General features: G+C 60.4%; 14 protein-coding genes. 12 read left to right on the forward strand and 2 right to left on the reverse strand.

What is annotated here, in order from left to right; translation table 11 throughout:
- Positions 1-1,647, forward strand: a complete 1,647-nt coding sequence (gene pgm / locus NE357_RS13995; protein WP_169430367.1) for a phosphoglucomutase (alpha-D-glucose-1,6-bisphosphate-dependent) — start codon at positions 1-3, stop codon at positions 1,645-1,647.
- Positions 1,648-1,709: 62 nt separating this feature from the next.
- Here the strand turns inward: pgm and NE357_RS14000 are convergent, their stop codons facing one another.
- Entirely contained in the window at positions 1,710-2,405 is a 696-nt protein-coding gene (locus NE357_RS14000) for a pirin family protein (RefSeq protein ID WP_169430368.1), read from the reverse strand.
- 279 nt (positions 2,406-2,684) lie between these two features.
- On the opposite strand from NE357_RS14000, the gene NE357_RS14005 reads away from it, so the two are divergent.
- A complete protein-coding gene (locus NE357_RS14005) occupies positions 2,685-5,159 on the forward strand; it encodes a UvrD-helicase domain-containing protein (RefSeq protein ID WP_169430369.1) in 2,475 nt (824 codons plus the stop codon).
- A 59-nt stretch (positions 5,160-5,218) separates the two neighbouring features.
- Here NE357_RS14005 and NE357_RS14010 read toward each other — a convergent pair whose 3' ends face one another.
- Positions 5,219-5,491, reverse strand: coding sequence for a DUF1652 domain-containing protein (locus NE357_RS14010; protein ID WP_169432639.1), 273 nt, complete (start codon positions 5,489-5,491; stop codon positions 5,219-5,221).
- Between the two features lie 264 nt (positions 5,492-5,755).
- Here NE357_RS14010 and NE357_RS14015 point away from each other — a divergent pair, with 264 nt between their 5' ends.
- The 10 genes from NE357_RS14015 (at position 5,756) to eprS (ending at position 19,613) form a co-directional block, all read left to right on the forward strand.
- A complete protein-coding gene (locus NE357_RS14015; protein WP_169430370.1) occupies positions 5,756-6,571 on the forward strand; it encodes a helix-turn-helix domain-containing protein in 816 nt (271 codons plus the stop codon).
- 51 nt (positions 6,572-6,622) lie between these two features.
- Positions 6,623-8,029 (forward strand): NAD(P)/FAD-dependent oxidoreductase, encoded by a 1,407-nt coding sequence (locus NE357_RS14020; protein ID WP_169430371.1) that lies wholly within the window; start codon positions 6,623-6,625, stop codon positions 8,027-8,029.
- 29 nt (positions 8,030-8,058) lie between these two features.
- Complete coding sequence (locus NE357_RS14025; RefSeq protein WP_169430372.1) at positions 8,059-8,403, forward strand: cupin domain-containing protein; 345 nt, start codon at positions 8,059-8,061, stop codon at positions 8,401-8,403.
- Positions 8,404-8,459: 56 nt separating this feature from the next.
- Entirely contained in the window at positions 8,460-9,545 is a 1,086-nt protein-coding gene (locus NE357_RS14030; RefSeq protein WP_169430373.1) for a polyamine ABC transporter substrate-binding protein, read from the forward strand.
- Between the two features lie 389 nt (positions 9,546-9,934).
- Positions 9,935-11,392 carry a serralysin family metalloprotease gene (locus tag NE357_RS14035; protein WP_169430374.1) on the forward strand — a complete coding sequence of 486 codons (1,458 nt, stop codon included), beginning with the start codon at positions 9,935-9,937 and terminating at the stop codon, positions 11,390-11,392.
- Positions 11,393-11,484: 92 nt separating this feature from the next.
- Complete coding sequence (locus tag NE357_RS14040; RefSeq protein WP_169430375.1) at positions 11,485-11,913, forward strand: AprI/Inh family metalloprotease inhibitor; 429 nt, start codon at positions 11,485-11,487, stop codon at positions 11,911-11,913.
- Positions 11,914-12,118: 205 nt separating this feature from the next.
- Positions 12,119-13,903: a type I secretion system permease/ATPase gene (locus tag NE357_RS14045; protein ID WP_169430376.1), complete on the forward strand. Its 1,785-nt coding sequence runs from the start codon at positions 12,119-12,121 to the stop codon at positions 13,901-13,903.
- A complete protein-coding gene (locus NE357_RS14050) occupies positions 13,900-15,249 on the forward strand; it encodes an HlyD family type I secretion periplasmic adaptor subunit (RefSeq protein WP_169430377.1) in 1,350 nt (449 codons plus the stop codon). The genes NE357_RS14045 and NE357_RS14050 overlap by 4 nt, the downstream gene beginning before the upstream one ends.
- Positions 15,250-15,251: 2 nt before the next feature.
- Positions 15,252-16,619 carry a TolC family outer membrane protein gene (locus NE357_RS14055; protein ID WP_169430378.1) on the forward strand — a complete coding sequence of 456 codons (1,368 nt, stop codon included), beginning with the start codon at positions 15,252-15,254 and terminating at the stop codon, positions 16,617-16,619.
- A gap of 42 nt (positions 16,620-16,661) precedes the next feature.
- A complete protein-coding gene (eprS, locus tag NE357_RS14060; protein WP_169430379.1) occupies positions 16,662-19,613 on the forward strand; it encodes an autotransporter serine peptidase EprS in 2,952 nt (983 codons plus the stop codon).
- Positions 19,614-19,637 lie beyond the last annotated feature (24 nt).

Consider the following 19,637-nt stretch of genomic DNA (forward strand, 5'->3'; position numbering starts at 1 on the left):
ATGACACTCAGTCCTTTTGCGGGCAAACCGGCACCGGCAGAACTGTTGGTCGATATCCCGCGACTGGTAACGGCGTATTACACCGGGCAGCCTGACGCTTCGATTTCCACCCAGCGCGTGGCATTTGGCACTTCCGGGCATCGGGGCAGCTCCTTCGACCTGAGTTTCAACGAGTGGCACGTTCTGGCGATCAGCCAGGCGATCTGTCTGTATCGCGAAGCCCAGGGCATCACCGGCCCGCTGTTCGTCGGCATCGATACTCACGCGCTGTCTACGCCGGCCGGAGCCAGTGCCCTGGAAGTGCTGGCAGCCAACGGCGTGACCGTGATGATCGCCGAAGGCGACGAATACACCCCGACGCCGGCCGTGTCCCACGCCATTCTTTGCTACAACCGCGGCCGCACCACCGGCCTTGCTGACGGTATCGTGATCACGCCGTCGCACAACCCGCCTCAAAGCGGTGGCTACAAATACAACCCAACCAATGGCGGTCCGGCCGACACCCACATCACCAAGTGGATCGAAGCCAAGGCCAACGAACTGCTGGCCAACAAGCTGGCAGGCGTTAAACGCATCGGCTACGAGCAGGCGCTTAAAGCCCCGACCACGCATCGTCACGATTACGTCAACACCTACGTGGCCGACCTGATCAACGTCATCGATTTCGATGCCATCCGCGGTGCCAAACTGCGTATGGGCGTCGATCCTCTGGGTGGAGCAGGGGTGCGCTACTGGTCAGCCATCGCCGAGCACTATCGTCTTGACCTCGACGTGGTGAACAAGGAAGTCGATTCGACGTTCCGCTTCATGACTGTCGACTGGGATGGCCAGATCCGCATGGACCCATCGTCCAGCCACGCCATGCAGGGCCTGATCGGTCTCAAGGAGCGCTTCGATGTCGCGTTCGCCTGCGATCCTGATCACGACCGTCACGGCATCGTTACGCCGTCCGGCGGTCTGTTGGCGCCGAACAATTACCTGGCGGTGTCGATCGACTACCTGTTCCAGAACCGCCCGCAATGGCGCGCCGATGCTGCCGTGGGTAAAACCGTGGTCAGCAGTGGCCTGATCGATCGCGTGGCCAAGCGCCTGGGCCGACGCCTGTACGAAGTGCCGGTCGGCTTCAAGTGGTTTGCCGATGGTCTGTTCGACGGCTCACTGGGTTTCGGCGGTGAAGAAAGCGCCGGCGCCTCGTTCCTGCGTAAGGACGGTGGCGTTTGGAGCACCGACAAGGATGGCCTGATCCCGGCGCTTCTGGCGGCTGAAATGACCGCCCGTACCGGCCGCGATCCAAGCCAGGCCTATCGTGCGCTGACCGATGAGTTGGGCGAACCGTTCTCGGTGCGTGTAGACGCCAAGGCCGACCCGGAGCAGAAAGCCCTGCTGAGCAAGTTGTCGCCGGAGCAGGTGACTTCCACCGAACTGGCCGGCGAAAAGATTCAGAGCATTCTCAGCAAGGCCCCGGGCAACGATCAGGCCATCGGCGGTCTGAAAGTCATGACCGAGAACGGCTGGTTCGCTGCACGTCCGTCGGGTACCGAAGACATCTACAAGATCTACGCCGAAAGCTTCATTGGCAATGACCACCTCAAGCAACTGGTGGTCGAAGCGCAAACGCTGGTCGATGGTGCAATTTCCACCCAGTGATCAGTGCTGAATAGAAAAGGGCGACCTCAGAGGTCGCCCTTTTTTGCCCGTCATTCAGCCGATCAGGCCAGATCCACCAGCACGATTTCACAGTCTTCAATCGCTGTGACGCTCAATACCGACTCATGGCTTACCGCCACACCGTCTCGAGCTTGTGCACGCAAGCCGTTGACTTCAATCACACCGGTGGCCGGTACAAGGTAGGCGCGACGCCCCTCGTCGAGTCGATATTCAGCGGTTTCCCCGGCCTTGATAGTGGCCGCCACCAAACGTGCGTTGGCGCGAATCCGCAGACTTTCATCGTCACCGTCCTTGCCGCTGGCGAGCGTCACGAAACCTTCGCGCTCACCTTTGGGGAACGGTTTGGCGCCCCAGGAAGGCGGTGCACCGGTTTCGGTCGGCAGAATCCAGATCTGGAAGATTTTGGTGGCGGTCGCTTCCAGGTTGTATTCGCTATGGGCGATGCCGGTGCCGGCGCTCATTACCTGAACGTCGCCGGCTTCAGTGCGGCCCTTGTTGCCCAGGTTGTCCTGGTGGGTGATCGCACCTTCGCGCACGTAAGTGATGATTTCCATGTCCCGGTGCGGGTGAGTGGGGAAGCCGGTTCCCGGGGCGATGATGTCATCGTTCCATACCCGCAGATTGCCCCAGCTCATGCGCTGCGGATCGTAGTACTCGGCGAACGAAAAATGGTGATGGGCATCCAGCCAGCCGTGATGGGCGCCGCCCAGCGAGCTGAAGGGTCTGAGTTCAAGCATGATCTTCTCCTCAAAAGGTTCGTCATGGGGCGTTTCGGCCGCAGCCACGAAGCGAGACCGGTGATTGATGGCGAGCATCATCTATCAACCGATAATCGAGAAAAAGCGTAAAAAGTGCCGTATTCCCATCGAATTGACTGATGTTATAAATCTCGAAACGCTCTCATGCAGCCTTCAGTTCATCGCCTAACTCAATGACCTGTAAGCATTTCGCTAGAACTCAACGGCAAATGCAGACACCATAGCCCTCAACAGCCTCAGCCTCTGGAGTCCGTCAGCGTGGCGCAAAATACCCCCGATCTTCCTCCCGAACTTCGTCCCCTGGCCGAGATGCCGTGGTTCAAACGCCTGGCGGCGCGTTTCCTCGGGCATGGTCTGACGCAATTACGCGCCCAGCATCGGGCATCGTGGCTGCACGGTCAGGCCGACGGCTTTCGCAGCGGGCACACCGCGGGGTTCGATTACGGCTACAAGGAAGGCAAGGCTGAAGGGCTGGAAGAGGGCCGGCAGGTCCTGTTGATCCGCGACAGCCGCAGCACTGAGCACCGTGCGCCGGGCATCGACAACCACCTGTTCGATGACTGGCGCCTGCCACTGACGGCCGAGCTGAAGAAACGTATGAAGGCTGACGTCGCCCGTTTGCTGCCGGCCCGTGCCCAGCCGAGCGTTGCGCAGTGGAAAATGATTTTCAGCGATACGCCGTCAACGTCGGTAGTCGCTGGCGCCGGGGCTGGCAAGTCGACCACGCTGGTGCTGCGTATTCTGCTGCTGACGCACTATCTGGGCTTTGAGCTGGACTCGATGACCGTGGTGACCTTCACCCGGGAGTCGCGCAAGGACTTCATCAATAAACTGATCGAACTGTTCGCCTTGTGGGGACAGGCCATCAGCCAGAAAACCGCCCGGGATCTGGTGCGCACCTTTCACTCGCGGATTCTGCCGATGGTGCGCAGCCTGCCAGGGTTCGAGCGCTTGCAGGCGTTCGAGAATCTCAGCCACCGGCCGCAGGGTGCTGAAGACGACGTCGACAGCAACCCGTTCGATCTGCGGATCAACGACGCCCAGCGCCAGCAGCTCAATGCCTGCTATTACCGCCTCTACACGGATAACGAGCGCTTTCGCCAGTTGGTCCAGCCGTTGTCCCGGCATGCCTTGCAGCTCAAGGAGCTGGAGCGCGATCACCCCGACGTGCAAAAACGCATGGCAGTGACCGAGCTTGCCGCTAGGCGCGACGAAGAACTGTGCGACGTGATTGAAGACCTGTGGTTTCGTGCCGGTGCCTGGCCGATAAAAGGTGTCGAGCCGAACCGCCAGGCGTTCGAGATCAACGGCTCGACCTTCCATTGTCATGGCTACATTCCAAGTCTCGATGCCTGGGTCATCCTGGGGTTCGACCCGAAGGAAAACCCGCAAGTCTGTCGTCCCGATGCCAGGCTGACGGTCCGTGCAGAGTGGGCAGTCAAGCGCACCCTGTTTCAAGCTTTCTGTCGTAAGCCATTGATATGGCTCGACAGTTATGAATCTTCGCGACGAGTTCTGGCTTCCTTGGCCGGCGATGCGAGTGCCGGTCCGGGGTTCGATTACAAGGTCAAGGGCGAACTCGTGTCTGCCCCGTTGCTCGACTGTTTTGTCGCCGCCGCCGGGTTTATCGAGAACCTGGGGCTGGACGTACCGGACGCCGTTGGTCGCATGAGTTTCGCCAAGGATGATCCTGACCGGTTTTTCTTCGAGGCGCTAAGCCTGTTCTGGCGTGCGCTGGAAGATCACTTGCTCGATCAGAAACCGCCGATCATGACCTACAACCGCATGTTTGCGCTGTTCAGCGAGCATTCGCCGGAGAACCTCAAGCTACTGAGCGATGAACTGCTGCGCCCCATGTCGCACCTTATGATCGACGAGTTTCAGGACGTTTCACCGCAGATCGTCTCGTGGATCCGCTCCAGCCTTGCGGAGATCCGCAGCCGTGGCCCGGCCATGCACGTCGGACGCGGGGCGCAGCGTTCGTCCTTGTTGTGCGTGGGGGATGACTGGCAGTCGATCTATGGCTGGCGCGGCAGTTCGCCGAGTTACTTTATGGAGTTCAACAAAGAGTTCTCCTCGCCAAGCACGACGCGGGTGATGCTCAGCGACAACTACCGCAGCCATCAGCACATCATCGATGCCGCCGAACACATTGTCCGTGCCGCACCGGCGATCCCGGGCAAGAAAGCAAAAGCCAGTGGCGAAGAGAAGCCTTTGCAACCGGTCAACGTGCTGGAGCGCGATGATCAGGCACTCGGCCAGCGCCTGGCGGAGCATTACAGGAACGGTGATTCGATCCTGATGCTTTATCGAAAAAGTAGCGATAAGTCATTGATAGAACATCATATTCAGTCAGTAGTTAATGTTGATTCGAGCTTGCCGTACGAGTCTCGACGCTTGAAACAGCTGACCTATCACAGCGCCAAAGGCTTGCAGGCCGATGCGGTGTTCTTGCTCGGTGACTGCCAGCACCTCACCAGTTCGCCCTACAAGAATCAGGTCTACCGCATGGCCGGACTGGGCAAGTCCGGTGACAACGAGCCTTACGACACGGCGCAGAAGGACGAAATCCTGCGTCTGGCCTACGTCGGCATCACCCGTGCCGTGAGCCATTGCTACTGGTACGTCGAGCCGCAGGATGCCCAAGCGGTGAACATGCCGCGTGCGTCGGACCGGGTCGCCAAGGGCAAGCCGTTCTTCGTCGATCACCGATCGGAAAAGAAAACCGCTTGAATCGATTGCCCATGAAAAAGCCCGCACTCGGCGGGCTTTTTTTGTTTTAAATCATCAGGTTATGCGTAACTCTTGAGGGAATCCGGAGGTATGAAGGCCTCCAGCTCATCCTCAACGGCCTCGATTATTCGCTCGACATCCGCCGCATTCATCACCGTGGCACAGGGAATGCCGGCAATGGCGATCATGGTTTCGCCGCTGGCCCGGTCGAACAGGCGGGCAATCATGCTGCCCGGCGCGTCCATCGTGGCCTCGAAACCCATAGGATGAAAATGCCAGCGCATCAGCTGGCAGGCATTGGGGAACGTGACTTTGCTTGACCCTTTGTTCATGTATTGCCCGCCTTCTTCATCGAGCGCTTCCGTTTGCTCATGGTAGGTGGGAAGAGCCTTCATTGGCTCAACCGGTGACTGTCCTTAAAAGTAGCACCTGGATGTGAAAAACCTGTGAGATTTTTCAGGCCGTTTGGCGATTGCAGGGATTTTTTTGATGTAAGTCACGGCTGATGAAAATGTCGCCAAAATGCCACTATGCGCCGCTTGGTTGATGACGCACGCGAAGTTGGGCAAGCTCGGTTCTTTTGCCAAGAGTCCCTTATGCACGCCGATGATGACGGCCCGCAGCAGACCCCGGCCACGGCCGAAACGGTCATGCGCTATCACCTGTGCTGGAAACACCGGGATCTGGACGGCGTCATGGCGCTGTACCATCCGGACATTCAGTACAACGATTTTTTCCAGAACCGCGTGCTCGGTCTCGACGAGTTGCGTGAGTACGTTCGCGTCAGCATGCCCCGTGAATCCGACGAAGCGCTGGAGCATTGCGACCGGATCCGCATCGACGGCAACACGGCGTTCATCCAATACGAAGTGACCCTGCGTGGCGGCAATGGTCTGGTGTCGTTCCGTTCCAGCGAAGCGATTACCGTCAAGGACGCCAAAATCTGGCGGGTCAACGAATACGCATCACTGGTGCGCGAGCAGGGCTCCAGTACCTCGACGCCGAGTCAGCGTCCGGCGGCGAGCCGACTGGGCCTGTCGCCACGACAGTTGAGTTTCATGGCCGAAGACCTGCAGCAGTATTTTCAGCGTCAGCAGCCTTATCTCGACCCCGAACTCGACCTGCAACGCGTGGCGAAGGAGTGCGGTTACAGCCGCAATCAGATTTCTTATCTGCTGAATCAGGTGCTGGGGCAAAGCTTCTATCGCTACGTCAACCAGGCACGACTCCAGCATTTGCTGCAAGCGCTGGATAACGCCGCGCCGCCGCTGCGCATTGATGAACTGGCGTTCGCTGCCGGATTCAACTCGTTGTCGGCGTTCTACAGCTGTTTTCGCCAGCACACCGGGCAGTCGCCCAAGGCCTACGCCAAACAAATTTCTTTGCGGACACGCGCGCAAGACAGTCCTTGAGGTCAGCCACTAGGATCGACGCCATCGAAATCTGGATTGGCGGAGTCTTGCATGCCGGCGTGGCGCACTATCAGTTTGTGGATGGATCAACTCGACGAGCCGCTCAGCGCGCGGCCGGCACTGGAGCAGGACCTGGACGTCGACGTGGCGATCATCGGCGCCGGCTACACCGGGTTATGGACGGCGTACTACCTGAAGAAACTGGCGCCGGGACTGGATATAGCCATCGTCGAGGCGCAAACCGCCGGATTTGGGGCCTCGGGTCGCAACGGTGGCTGGTTGATGGGCAATCTGCTGGGCGAGGATCGCCTGCTGGCAGGGTTGTCGCCACAACAACGCCGCGCTTCATTCGACCTGTTGCACAGCATTCCCGATGAAGTGGAAATTGTCCTCGAACGCGAAGGTATCGACTGCGATTACCGCAAAGGAGGGGTGCTGTACTGCGCCGCGCGCTATCCCGAGCAGGAAGCCAATCTGCGCGACTACCTGAAAAAGCTCCACGCTCAGGGCCTGACCGACGACGATTACCGCTGGCTAAGCCCGGAGCAACTGGCGCGGCAGTTGCGCATCGCCAAACCCTACGGCGCCATCTTCGCCCAGCATGTGGCGACCATTCACCCGGCAAAACTGGTGCGCGGCCTGGCGCGAACCGTCGAACGCCTGGGAGTGAAAATCTACGAAAACAGCCTGGTGACCCATTGGCAGGCCGGCAGCCTGCGCACCGACAAGGCCAGCGTGCGCAGTCGCTGGATCGTCCCGGCTATCGAAGGTTATTCCGTCACACTGCCACCGCTGGGCCGTTATCAAATACCGGTGCAAAGCCTGATCGTCGCCACCGAGCCGTTGCCCGCTGCGACCTGGGATGAAATCGGCCTCAATCGGGGCCAGGCTTTCAGCGAGTTCAGTCGCCAGGTCACCTACGGCCAGCGCAGCGCCGATAACCGACTGATTTTCGGCGCCCGTGGCGGCTATCAATTCGCCGGCCAGTTGCGCCACAACTTTGATCTGACCCGGGATGAAGTGGAACTGCGACGCTATCTGTTCGGCGAACTGTTCCCGCAACTGAAAAACGTACAGATCACCCACGCCTGGGGCGGCAACCTCGGCATGTCCCGGCATTTCAAACCGCACATGCTGTGTGACCGGGCCAACGGCATCGCGCTGTCCGGCGGTTATGGCGGGGAAGGCGTGGGGGCCAGCAACCTCGGCGGACGCACCCTGGCCGATCTGATCCTCGAGCGCGACACCGAACTGACCCGTCAGCCATGGGTTCTCCCCGACGGTGGAATCCACGCGTTGCGAGCGTGGGAGCCGGAGCCGTGCCGCTGGCTCGGCTACAACGCGATCATCAAAAGCTTCGTCCACGAAGACCAGACCTTGGCCAACCCGGCGACGGCGCCTTGGCGGCGCAAGCTTGCCAGCCGGGTGGCCGGGTTCATGGAAGGTTTCATGCACTGAACGATGTTTACTACCAGACAGGTAACGCCATGAGCATCACCCAATTCAAGAACACCCCCATGTTGCAACTGGACGAGTCCAATCCGGTGGCCGTGCCGCTCGGCACTCCGGTCGCGGTGGCATCGACCACCAGCGTCGAGCGCGACGACGGCGTCGAAACCGGCGTCTGGGAATGTACGCCCGGACGCTGGCGGCGGCAGATCACCGCCCAGGAGTTCTGCCATTTCATTTCCGGTCGCTGCAAGTTCACCCCGGACGACGGCAGCGAAACCCTGCACATACAAGGTGGCGACGCACTGATGTTGCCAGCCAACACGCTCGGGATCTGGGACATCCAGGAGACCGTGCGCAAGACCTATGTCCTGATTTTCTGACGCTTTGATCCTTTTGATTGCCTGCCAACAACAACAGCCAATACAGGAATCGATCCATGATCCGAAAGACCCTCGCTCTCGCCCCCTTGATGCTCGCCGTGTCCCTCGCTCAGGCCGCGGATACGGTCAAGGTTTATAACTGGTCCGATTACATCGCACCGGACACCGCCAAGAACTTCGAAAAGGCCAGCGGCATTGGCGTCACCTATGACGTCTACGACAGCAACGAAACCCTCGACGGCAAGCTGATGACCGGTAAATCCGGTTATGACGTGGTGTTTCCGTCCAACCACTTCATGGCGCGGCAGATTCAGGGCGGGGCGCTGATGAAACTGGACAAGAGCCAGTTGCCGAACTGGAAAAACCTCAATCCGGTATTGCTCAAGGCCTTGCAGACCAACGATCCGGGCAATGAACACGGCTTCCCCTATCTGTGGGGCAGTACTGGCATCGGTTACAACATCGCCAAGGTCAAGGCCGTACTGGGCGATAACGCGCCCGTGGATTCCTGGGACCTGATCTTCAAGCCCGAGAACATGCAGAAACTGCAGAAGTGCGGCGTGGCGATCCTCGACAATGGCCCGGAATTGCTGCCGGCTGCGCTGAATTACCTGGGATTGCCGCACCACAGCAAGAATCCCGAAGACTACAAGAAAGCCGAAGCACTGCTGATGAAAGTGCGGCCGTATGTCAGTTACTTCCATTCCTCGAAGTACACCAGCGATCTGGCCAATGGCGATATCTGTGTGGCGGTCGGCTTCTCCGGCGACATCCTGCAAGCGGAGAACCGCGCCAAAGAAGCGAAGAATGGCGTCGACATTGGCTATGCGATCCCCAGGGAGGGCGCCGCGATCTGGTTCGACATGGTCGCCATGCCCGCCGATGCCCCGGATGCCAAGGCGGGGTACGCCTTCATGAATTACCTGCTGCAGCCCGACGTCATGGCCGGCATCAGCAACTACGTACATTACGCCAACGGCAATGAACAGGCCGACAGCCTGATCGACCCGGCCATAAAGAACGACACCAAGGTTTATCCCAGCCCGGAAATGATGGGCAAGCTGTTTGCGCTGGAAGCCATGCCGCTGAACATTGACCGGATCCGCACGCGGGTGTGGAACAAGATCCGCACCGGCAGCTGACAATCTGTCGGAGCGGGTTATCCCGCTCCGATAGCTGGCAACGTCTATTTAATTGGTTGATATCACTTCGCTGGCACCGCACTAATAAAGTGCGGGAAAGTGAGACGTATCCAACAAAAAAGCAACTTACCGATATTTAATATTTAAATAAGAAATCGTCAGACAATTAGGCAAACTCACCACACTTGCAACATTCTTCCAGCGGCACGCGCTTTGTTTACGGGACTTTTCCGGAAGACTTCAATTTGATCTCGAAAAAACGCTAGACGACAGATTTCAAATTGTGTCAGGTTTCTGATGCCTTCATTGGGCGAGTGATAGGACAATCTCGCCAGAGGTTGTCGCTATCGGACAAAAACTGTTCCATTGCTAAACAAGGAAGTGTGTTTATGTCGAAAGTAAAAGCGAATGCTATTGATACCGCCGAACAGGCTTTCCAGCTGAACGCGGCCCCCCTGGCTGCGCCAAGCTCGGCGTATAACCAGATCAATAGCTTCAGCCATCAGTACGATCGTGGCGGCAACCTCACGGTCAATGGCAAACCCTCCTTCTCGGTGGATCAAGCCGCCACCCAACTGCTGCGAGATGGTGCCTCCTGGCACGACCTCGACGGTAGCGGCAAGATCGAACTGACTTACACCTTTCTGACCTCCAAGACCGCCAACTTCGGTGGCCTGGGCGTTACCGGTTTCAGTCAGTTCAGTTCCCTGCAAAAAGCCCAGGCGGTGCTCGCCATGCAATCCTGGGCCGATGTCGCCAACGTGACGTTTACCGAAGCGGCCAGAGGTGGCGACGGCCACATGACCTTCGGCAACTACAGCGGCGGTCAGGAAGGCGCAGCGGCATTCGCGTTCCTGCCAGGCACCGAGCCAGGCTATGACGGTCAGTCCTGGTACCTGACCGGCAGTGGATACGACGTCAACAAAACTCCAGGTGTGAACAACTACGGGCGTCAGACGCTGACCCACGAAATCGGCCACACCCTGGGCCTGTCCCACCCGGGCGACTACAACGCCGGCACGGGCAACCCGACCTACAATGACGCTTCCTACGGGCAAGACACCCGCGGCTACAGCCTCATGAGTTACTGGAGTGAAAGCAACACCAGCCAGAACTTCAGCAAGGGCGGCGTCGAAGCCTATGCCTCCGGCCCGCTGATGGATGACATCGCAGCGATCCAGAAGCTTTACGGCGCCAACCTGACCACCCGTACCGGTGACACCACCTACGGCTTCAACTCCAACGCCGGCCGCGACTTCCTCAGCGCGACTTCGTCGACGGACAAGCTGGTGTTCTCGGTGTGGGATGCGGGCGGCAAGGACACCTTCGACTTCTCGGGTTTCACCCAGAACCAGAAGATCAACCTCAATGAAGCCTCGTTCTCCGACGTTGGCGGCCTGGTGGGCAACGTCTCCATCGCCAAGGGCGTCACCATCGAGAACGCCATCGGCGGTTCGGGCAACGACCTGATCATCGGCAACAGTGCCGCGAACGAGCTCAAGGGCGGTGCCGGCAACGACATCATCTGGGGCGGCGGCGGTGCCGACAAGCTGTGGGGCGGTTCGGGTTCGGACACTTTCCTGTTCGCGGCCAGTTCCGATTCCAAGCCGGGTGCGATCGATCAGATCCTCGATTTTGTCAGCGGTCTGGACAAAATCGACCTGAGCGCGATCACCAATGGTTCGGGCCTGCACTTCGTCAGCGCCTTCACCGGCGCGGCGGGCGATGCCATCCTGACTTCCTCGGGCGGCAACAGCCTGTTGTCGGTGGATTTCTCCGGGCACGGCGTGGCGGACTTCCAGGTCAGCACCGTTGGCCAGGCAGCGATCAGCGACATCGTGGCTTGATGTGAGCCGGGAAAGCGGCGCGCATGCGCCGCTTTCTTTGCTTGCATCGTCTTGGCCGGTAAGCAAGGCTACGTGCCGGAGTGAAATTTCCTATGATCCAATTCGCTTTTACCCGCAATGCGGCGGCGCACCTGTTGCCGATGCTGATGATGATTTCTGGAGAAACAACCATGGCAAGCAGCCTGAGACTCGAAGACCCATCGGTATTTGCCGGGCCGTGGCAGGCGACACTGAGCGCCCGCAGTGACACCCCCGAAGCGCTAGCGATGCAGGACAAACCGTCGAACACCTGCCAGGTCGACCTTGAGGCCAATCAGACCCTGGGCAAGGGCGCCGATTGTCTGAGCGCGTGGCTGCAAGACAGTGCCATCGGCTGGTTTCCCGATCCCGACGGGCTCTCCATCACCGGTAAAGAGGGCTCAAGAATCCAGTTTTTCAGCCGACAACGTGACGGGCTTTATCTGAGTGCTTTGAAGTCGGGTCTGGTGATTACCCTGGAGCGAGTTGCAAAGCAGCCTTGATTATCGGAACCGGCACGCAGTTTAAATATAAGGCACCTCGTTACAGTTATAAGCCTGCCTTCAATAACTCTGCCGTGGTACTTGGTCGCGAAAGTTGTTGTTGAAGTGTAAGCGGATGCTGTCGGTGTATGTCCCGCTCCGAGCGCGGGCTAATTAATAGAAGACTCGCCAAGTACGGCGGGGAATATCATTTCAGGAATAATCAATGAAGATGGCGAAGGCCCCAGCCACCGCACCCTTATTCAAGGCACTGGGTGACTATAAAAGCATTCTGATCAGCGTCGGATGCTTTACCGCACTGATCAACGTGCTGATGCTGGTGCCCTCGATATATATGCTCCAGGTCTATGACCGAGTGCTGTCTTCGCAAAACGAAACCACCCTGGCGATGTTGTCTCTGATGGTCGTGGGGTTCTTCGCGTTCATCGGCCTGCTGGAGGTGGTGCGCAGCTTCATCGTGATCCGCATCGGCAGCCAGCTGGAGCGCCGCTTCAACCTGCGGGTCTATCAGGCCGCGTTCGAGCGCAACCTGTTCAAGGGGGAAGGCAACGCTGGTCAGTCCCTCGGCGACCTGACCCACATTCGCCAGTTCGTCACCGGGCCGGCGCTGTTCGCTTTCTTCGATGCGCCGTGGTTCCCGGTCTATCTGTTCGTGATTTATCTGTTCAACGTCTGGCTCGGTGTGCTGGCCACCGCCGGCGCGCTGCTGCTGATCGCCCTGGCGTGCCTCAACGAATACATGACCAAAAAGCCGCTGGGCGAAGCCGCCGGTTTCTCGCAGAAGTCCAGCCAGTTGGCCACCAGCCATCTGCACAACGCCGAAACCATTCAGGCGATGGGCATGCTCGGTTCCTTGCGCAAGCGCTGGTTCCAGGTGCATTCGCGCTTTCTCGGCCTGCAAAACCAGGCCAGTGACACCGGCGCGGTCATCAGCTCCCTGAGCAAGACCTTGCGTCTGTGCCTGCAATCGCTGGTGCTGGGCCTGGGTGCCTTGCTGGTGATCAAGGGCGACATGACCGCCGGGATGATGATCGCCGGCTCCATTCTCATGGGCCGGGTGCTCAGCCCGATCGACCAATTGATCGCCGTGTGGAAACAGTGGAGCGGGGCGAAGCTGGCCTACCGCCGTCTCGATTCCCTGTTGCAGGCATTTCCGCCGAGCGACGACGCCATGGCACTGCCGGCGCCGAAAGGCCAGATCACCTTTGAACAGGTCAGTGCCGGCCCGCCCGGGCAACGTGCCGCGACCTTGCACATGATCAATTTCAATCTGGCGGCCGGTGAAGTGCTGGGCGTGCTGGGTGCCTCCGGCTCCGGCAAGTCGACGCTGGCGCGGGTGCTGGTCGGTGTATGGCCGACCCTTGGCGGGACAGTGCGCCTGGACGGTGCCGACATCCATCGCTGGAACCGCGACCAACTCGGTCCGTATATCGGCTACCTGCCGCAGGATATCGAACTGTTCAGCGGCACCATCGCCGAGAACATTGCGCGCTTCAGCGAAACCGATCCGCAGAAAGTCGTGGCCGCCGCACAACAGGCCGGGGTCCACGAAATGATCCTGCGCATGCCGCAAGGCTACGACACGCAACTGGGCGAGGACGGCAGCGGTCTGTCCGGTGGCCAGAAACAGCGTGTGGCACTGGCGCGTGCGATTTACGGCACGCCAAGTCTGGTGGTGCTGGATGAGCCGAACTCCAACCTCGACACCGTCGGCGAAGCGGCATTGTCCAGTGCCATCGTGCAACTCAAGGCCCAGGGCACCACGGTGGTGCTGGTGACGCACCGGTCTTCGGTGCTGGCCCAGGCCGACAAGCTGCTGGTGCTCAACGAGGGCCGTCTGCAAGCCTTCGGTCCGAGCCATGACGTACTCAAGGCGCTGTCCGGCAACCCGCCACAACAGCCACAACAAACAGAAAAAAACGCGCAGGCACCGGGCGGACTCAGCATGAGCCGGCAGTACCAGCCCTCGACAAGGAACTCGGGTGTATGAGCAGCGCGAGCATGAACACAGAAAACGAAGCGAACATGGAACACGCCTACATCACCGAACGCCCGGAGCGCGACGCAAAGTTCTTCGCCCGGATGGGCTGGATTCTGGCGCTGGCCGGGGCCGGCAGTTTCTTTGCCTGGGCGGCACTGGCGCCGCTGGATCAGGGGATTCCGGTGCAAGGCACGGTGGTGGTATCCGGTAAACGCAAGGCCGTGCAGTCGATGAGCAGCGGTGTGGTCAGCCGGATCCTGGTCCGCGAAGGCGAGATTGTGAAGCAGGGCCAGCCCTTGTTCCGCCTCGACCAGACGCAGGTTGCCGCCGACGTGCAATCGCTGCAGGCCCAGTACCGCATGGCCTGGGCCAGCCTGGCACGCTGGCAGGCCGAGCGCGACAACCTCAAGCAGGTGACGTTTCCGCCAGAGCTGAGCGACAACGCCGACCCGCGTCTGGCCCTGGTGCTGGAGGGCCAGCGACAACTGTTCAGCAGCCGCCGTGAAGCGTTCTCCCGCGAGCAGGCTGCATTGCGCGCCAGCATCGAAGGCGCCACGTCTCAACTGGCCGGCATGCGCCGCGCCCGTACCGATCTCAATGCCCAGGCCTCTTCCCTGCAACAGCAGTTGAGCAACCTGCAACCGCTGGCGGACAACGGCTACATCCCGCGCAACCGTTTGATGGAATACCAGCGTCAGCTGTCGCAGGTGCAGCAGCAACTGGCGGAGAACACCGGCGAAAGCGGCCGCGTGGAGCAGGGCATTCTCGAGTCGCGCCTGAAACTGCAACAGCACGGCGAGGAATACCAGAAAGAAGTCCGCAGCCAGCTGGCGGATGCGCAACTGAAAAGCGTCACCCTGTCCGAGCAACTGACCTCCGCCGGATTCGACCTGCAACACAGCGAAATCCTCGCCACCTCGGACGGCATCGCCGTCAATCTTGGCGTGCACACCGAAGGCGCCGTGGTGCGTCAGGGCGAAACCCTGCTGGAAATCGTCCCGCAAGGCACCCGTCTGGAAGTGGAAGGGCACTTGCCGATCAACCTGATCGACAAGGTCGGGACGCACCTGCCGGTGGACATCCTCTTCACCGCGTTCAACCAGAGCAAGACGCCGCGGGTTCCCGGCGAAGTCAGCCTGATTTCCGCCGACCAGATGGTCGATGAGAAAACCGGCGCGCCGTATTACGTGTTGCGCAGCAGCGTCAGCGATCAGGCCATGGAGAAGCTCAATGGCCTGGTCATCAAGCCGGGCATGCCGGCGGAAATGTTCGTGCGCACGGGCGAACGTTCACTCCTCAACTATCTGTTCAAACCGTTGCTCGACCGGGCCGGCTCCGCATTGACTGAAGAATAAGGATGTTCGGCTGTATGAATAAGCTTTCCATGCTGGCGGCAGCGTTCGCGCTGCTCGCGGGCAACAGTGCAGTGGCAGCCATGGGGCCGTTCGAAATCTACGAGCAGGCCTTACGCAACGACCCGGTGTTTCTCGGCGCGATCAAGGAACGTGATGCAGGCCTTGAAAATCGGGCCATTGGCCGCGCCGGGTTGTTGCCAAAACTGGGTTACAACTACAACAAGGGCCACAACACATCGAAGGCCACGTCCCTCGACGAGCGTGCCCGAAACCGTACCGAGGAGCGCAACTACAACAGTTACGGCTCGACCCTGACGCTGCAGCAGCCATTGCTCGACTACGAAGCCTACGCGGCCTATCGCAAAGGCGTGGCGCAGTCGCTGTTTGCCGACGAGAACTTTCGCGGCAAGAGTCAGGAGCTGCTGGTTCGCGTCCTGGACAACTACACCAAGGCCCTGTTCGCCCAGGATCAGATCGACATCGCCCAAGCCAAGAAAAAGGCCTACGAGCAGCAGTTCCAGCAGAACGAGCACATGTTCAAGCAGGGTGAGGGCACGCGAACCGACATTCTCGAAGCCGAATCCCGCTATGAGCTGGCGACCGCCGAAGAGATCGAGGCGCGTAACGAACAGGATGCGGCCTTGCGCGAGCTCGGCGCACTGGTGGGCGTACCGGCGGTGGACATCACTGACCTGGCGCCCCTGGATCAGAACTTCCAGACGTTCGCCCTGATGCCGGCCAACTACGACACCTGGCATGAACTGGCGATCAGCAACAACCCGAATCTGGCGTCGCAACGCCAGGCCGTGGAAGTGGCCCGTTACGAGGTCGAACGCAATCGTGCAGGGCATCTGCCGAAAGTGAATGCCTACGCCGCGATGCGCCAGAACGAGTCGGAAAGCGGCAACACCTACAACCAGCGCTACGAGACCAACACAATCGGTTTCGAAGTCAGCGTGCCGTTGTACGCCGGTGGCGGTGTGTCGGCCTCGACCCGTCAGGCCAGTCGCAATATGGAACAGGCCGAATACGAACTGGATGGCAAGACCCGCGAGACGCTCATCGAACTGCGCCGTCAGTTCAGTGCCTGCCTGTCCGGCGTCAACAAGCTGCGTGCCTATCAGAAGGCGCTTGCGTCGGCCGAAGCACTGGTGGTCTCGACCAAACAAAGCATTCTGGGCGGCGAGCGGACCAATCTGGACGCCCTGAACGCCGAACAACAACTATTTACCACCCGCCGCGATCTGGCCCAGGCACGCTACGACTACCTGATGGCCTGGACCAAGCTGCATTACTACGCGGGCACCTTGAGCGAGCAGGATCTGGCGCGGGTGGACGAAGCATTCGGGCAGGGCCCACGGACGCAATAACGCCGTAACTTTTACACAAAACAACAAAAACGAGTGGTGAACATGGACGTACGCTTCAAGCCGGCATCGGTCGGCACGCTGTTGCTCGCAATTTCTGTCAGCCAGGCACAGGCGCAGTACCTTGAGTCTGGCAAGCCCGGCGACGCCGCCAGTTGGCGATCCGCCGAGTTCCTGCGCGACTGGGGCCTGGGCCGGATGCAGGCCGATCAGGCCTACGCCGCCGGTATTACCGGCAAAGGCGTGAAGGTCGGTGCGCTGGATTCGGGTTTCGACGCCGCCCATCCCGAGTTCGCCGGCGACCGATATCACCCGGTGTTGAGCCGCGGCAGCTATGTCGATGGCTCGCTGTTCAGCGTCAACGGCACACTCAATCCGAACAATGACTCCCACGGCACCCATGTGGTCGGCACCATGGGTGCCTCGCGTGATGGCATTGGCATGCACGGCGTGGCGTTCAATGCGCAGATCTATGTTGGCAACACCAACAAGAACGACAGTTTCCTGTTCGGCCCCAACCCCGATCCGCGCTACTTCAAAGCAGCGTACGACGCCCTGGCCGATGCCGGCGTGCGGGCCATCAACAACAGCTGGGGCAGTCAGCCACCGGATGTCAGTTATCGAACCCTTGCAGATCTGCATGCCGCTTACGCCCAGCACTGGAACAAGGGTACCTGGCTCGATGCCGCCGCCGATGTTTCGCGCCGCGGCGTGATCAATGTGTTCAGCGCCGGTAACAGCGGTTATCCCAACGCCAGCGTGCGTTCGGCGCTGCCGTATTTTCAGCCGGACCTGGAAGGCCACTGGCTGGCGGTATCGGGGCTGGACCAGAGCAATCAGCAAAAATACAACCAGTGCGGCCTCGCCAAATACTGGTGCATCACCACACCGGGCGCGAAGATCGACAGCACCATTCCCGACGGTGGCTACGCGATCAAGTCCGGTACATCGATGGCCGCGCCCCACGCCACCGGGGCCCTGGCGCTGGTGATGGAGCGCTACCCGTACATGAGCAATCAGCAGGCGCTGGAAGTGCTGCTGACCACCGCCACCCAACTGGATGGATCGGTGACTGATGCACCGACCGAACGAGTCGGCTGGGGCGTGGCCAACCTGAAACGGGCGATGGGCGGGCCGGGGCAATTGCTTGGCGCGTTCGAGGCGCGTCTGGCGGCCGGGCAGAGCGATGTGTGGAGCAATGACATTTCCGACAAGGCCCTGATCCAGCGTCAGCGCGAAGACCTCGCCGAACACAGTGCGTGGCAGCAAACCCTGCAAGCCAAAGGTTGGCAGAACGGTGTTCCGGCGGGTGCGAGTCAGCAGGATCAAACCGATTACGCCATCGGCACGGCCCGGGATGCGGCCGCCGCCAATCGGGTGTATCAGGGCAGTCTGATCAAGTCCGGCGCCGGCCGCCTGCTGTTGACCGGTGACAGCACCTATCGCGGTCCGACCACGGTCAATGGCGGCCTGCTGACCGTTAACGGCTCGCTGACCTCTGCGGTCACAGTCAATGACAGCGGCACCCTCGGTGGTTCCGGACGGGTTGGCGCGTTGATCGCCAATAACGGCAGTCGTGTGGCACCGGGCAATTCCATCGGCACCTTGAACGTCGCCGGCGACGTGACCTTCGCACCAGGTTCGACTTATGCGGTGGAATTGTCACCGACGGCCAGTGACCGCATCGTCGCCGGCGGCACGGCGACCATCAGCGGTGCCACGGTCAGCCTGTCTCTGGAAAACAGCCCGACCTTGCTCAGTACCGCCGAAGCGAAAAGCCTGCTCGGTCATCAGTACGACGTTCTGCAAGCCGCCGGTGGCATTCAGGGCCAGTTCGGCGCTGTGGTGCCGGACTACCTGTTTATCGGTGGCAGCCTCGCGTCCACCGGTACCGGGATCACGCTGAGTGTCGAACGCAACGCGACATCTTTTGCCAGTGTCGGCCAGACCCCGAACCAGCGGGCTGTGGCCAGCGCGGTCGAGGGGATGGGCGCAGGCAATGCCGTCTACGAAAGCCTGTTGCTGTCGGCTACCACCCACGATGCACGGCAAGCGTTCCAGCAACTGAGCGGGGAAATCTACCCGGCCCTCGGTTCGGTACTGATCAACGACAGCCGCCAGTTGCGCGATGCGCTGGGTGAACGCCTGCATGACGCGAACACTTCGCAGAGCAATGGCTGGATCAAGGCCCTCGGTGCCTGGGGGACAACCGATTCGCGACACGACACCGCCGGCTACAGCACCTCGATTGGCGGCCTGCTGGCAGGGGTCGACGGCGCGCTGGACGAGCAGACTCGCATCGGTCTGGTCACCGGTTACAGCGACAGTTCGTTGAGCATGGGCTCCGGCACGCATTCTTCGGCCAAGGTCGACAGCTATCACCTCGGTGCCTACGCCGGCCACGCTATCGGTGACTGGCGTCTGAGCACCGGCATGGTCTACAGCTGGCATCGCGCGGACGTGAAGCGCGACCTGCAATACGGCGACGTGAGCGCCAAACAGAAGGCCAAGGTCGACGCCGCCACCACTCAGGTGTTCGGCGAAGCGGCGTATCGATTGAATCTGCAACCGCTGGCTCTCGAGCCGTTCGCCAATCTCGCCTACGTACACCTGGACAGCGACGGTTTCACCGAGAAAGGCGACGCTGCCGCGCTGAAAAGCAATGGCGACCAGCGCGATGCGGTGCTCGGCACCCTCGGTGTCAGGGCGATCAAGACGATCAACCTGTCAGGCTCGCAAAAGCTCGATCTCAGCGGTCGCCTCGGCTGGCAGCACAGCCTTGGCGACATCGAATCCGAACAACATTTGCGTTTCGCCAGCGGCAGCGCGCCTTACAGCGTTGAAAGCTCAGCGCTGGTGCGCGACGCCGCGCTGGTCGGCGTACAGGCCAGCCTGGCCCTGAGCCGCGACGTGCGGGTGAACCTGGATTACAACGGACAACTGGCCAGCCGCGAGAAACAGCACGGCGTGGGCCTGAGCCTGAACTGGCAGTTCTGACTGATCGTTCCCATGCTCCCGCGT

Source organism: Pseudomonas sp. G7(2022), from assembly GCF_052660475.1.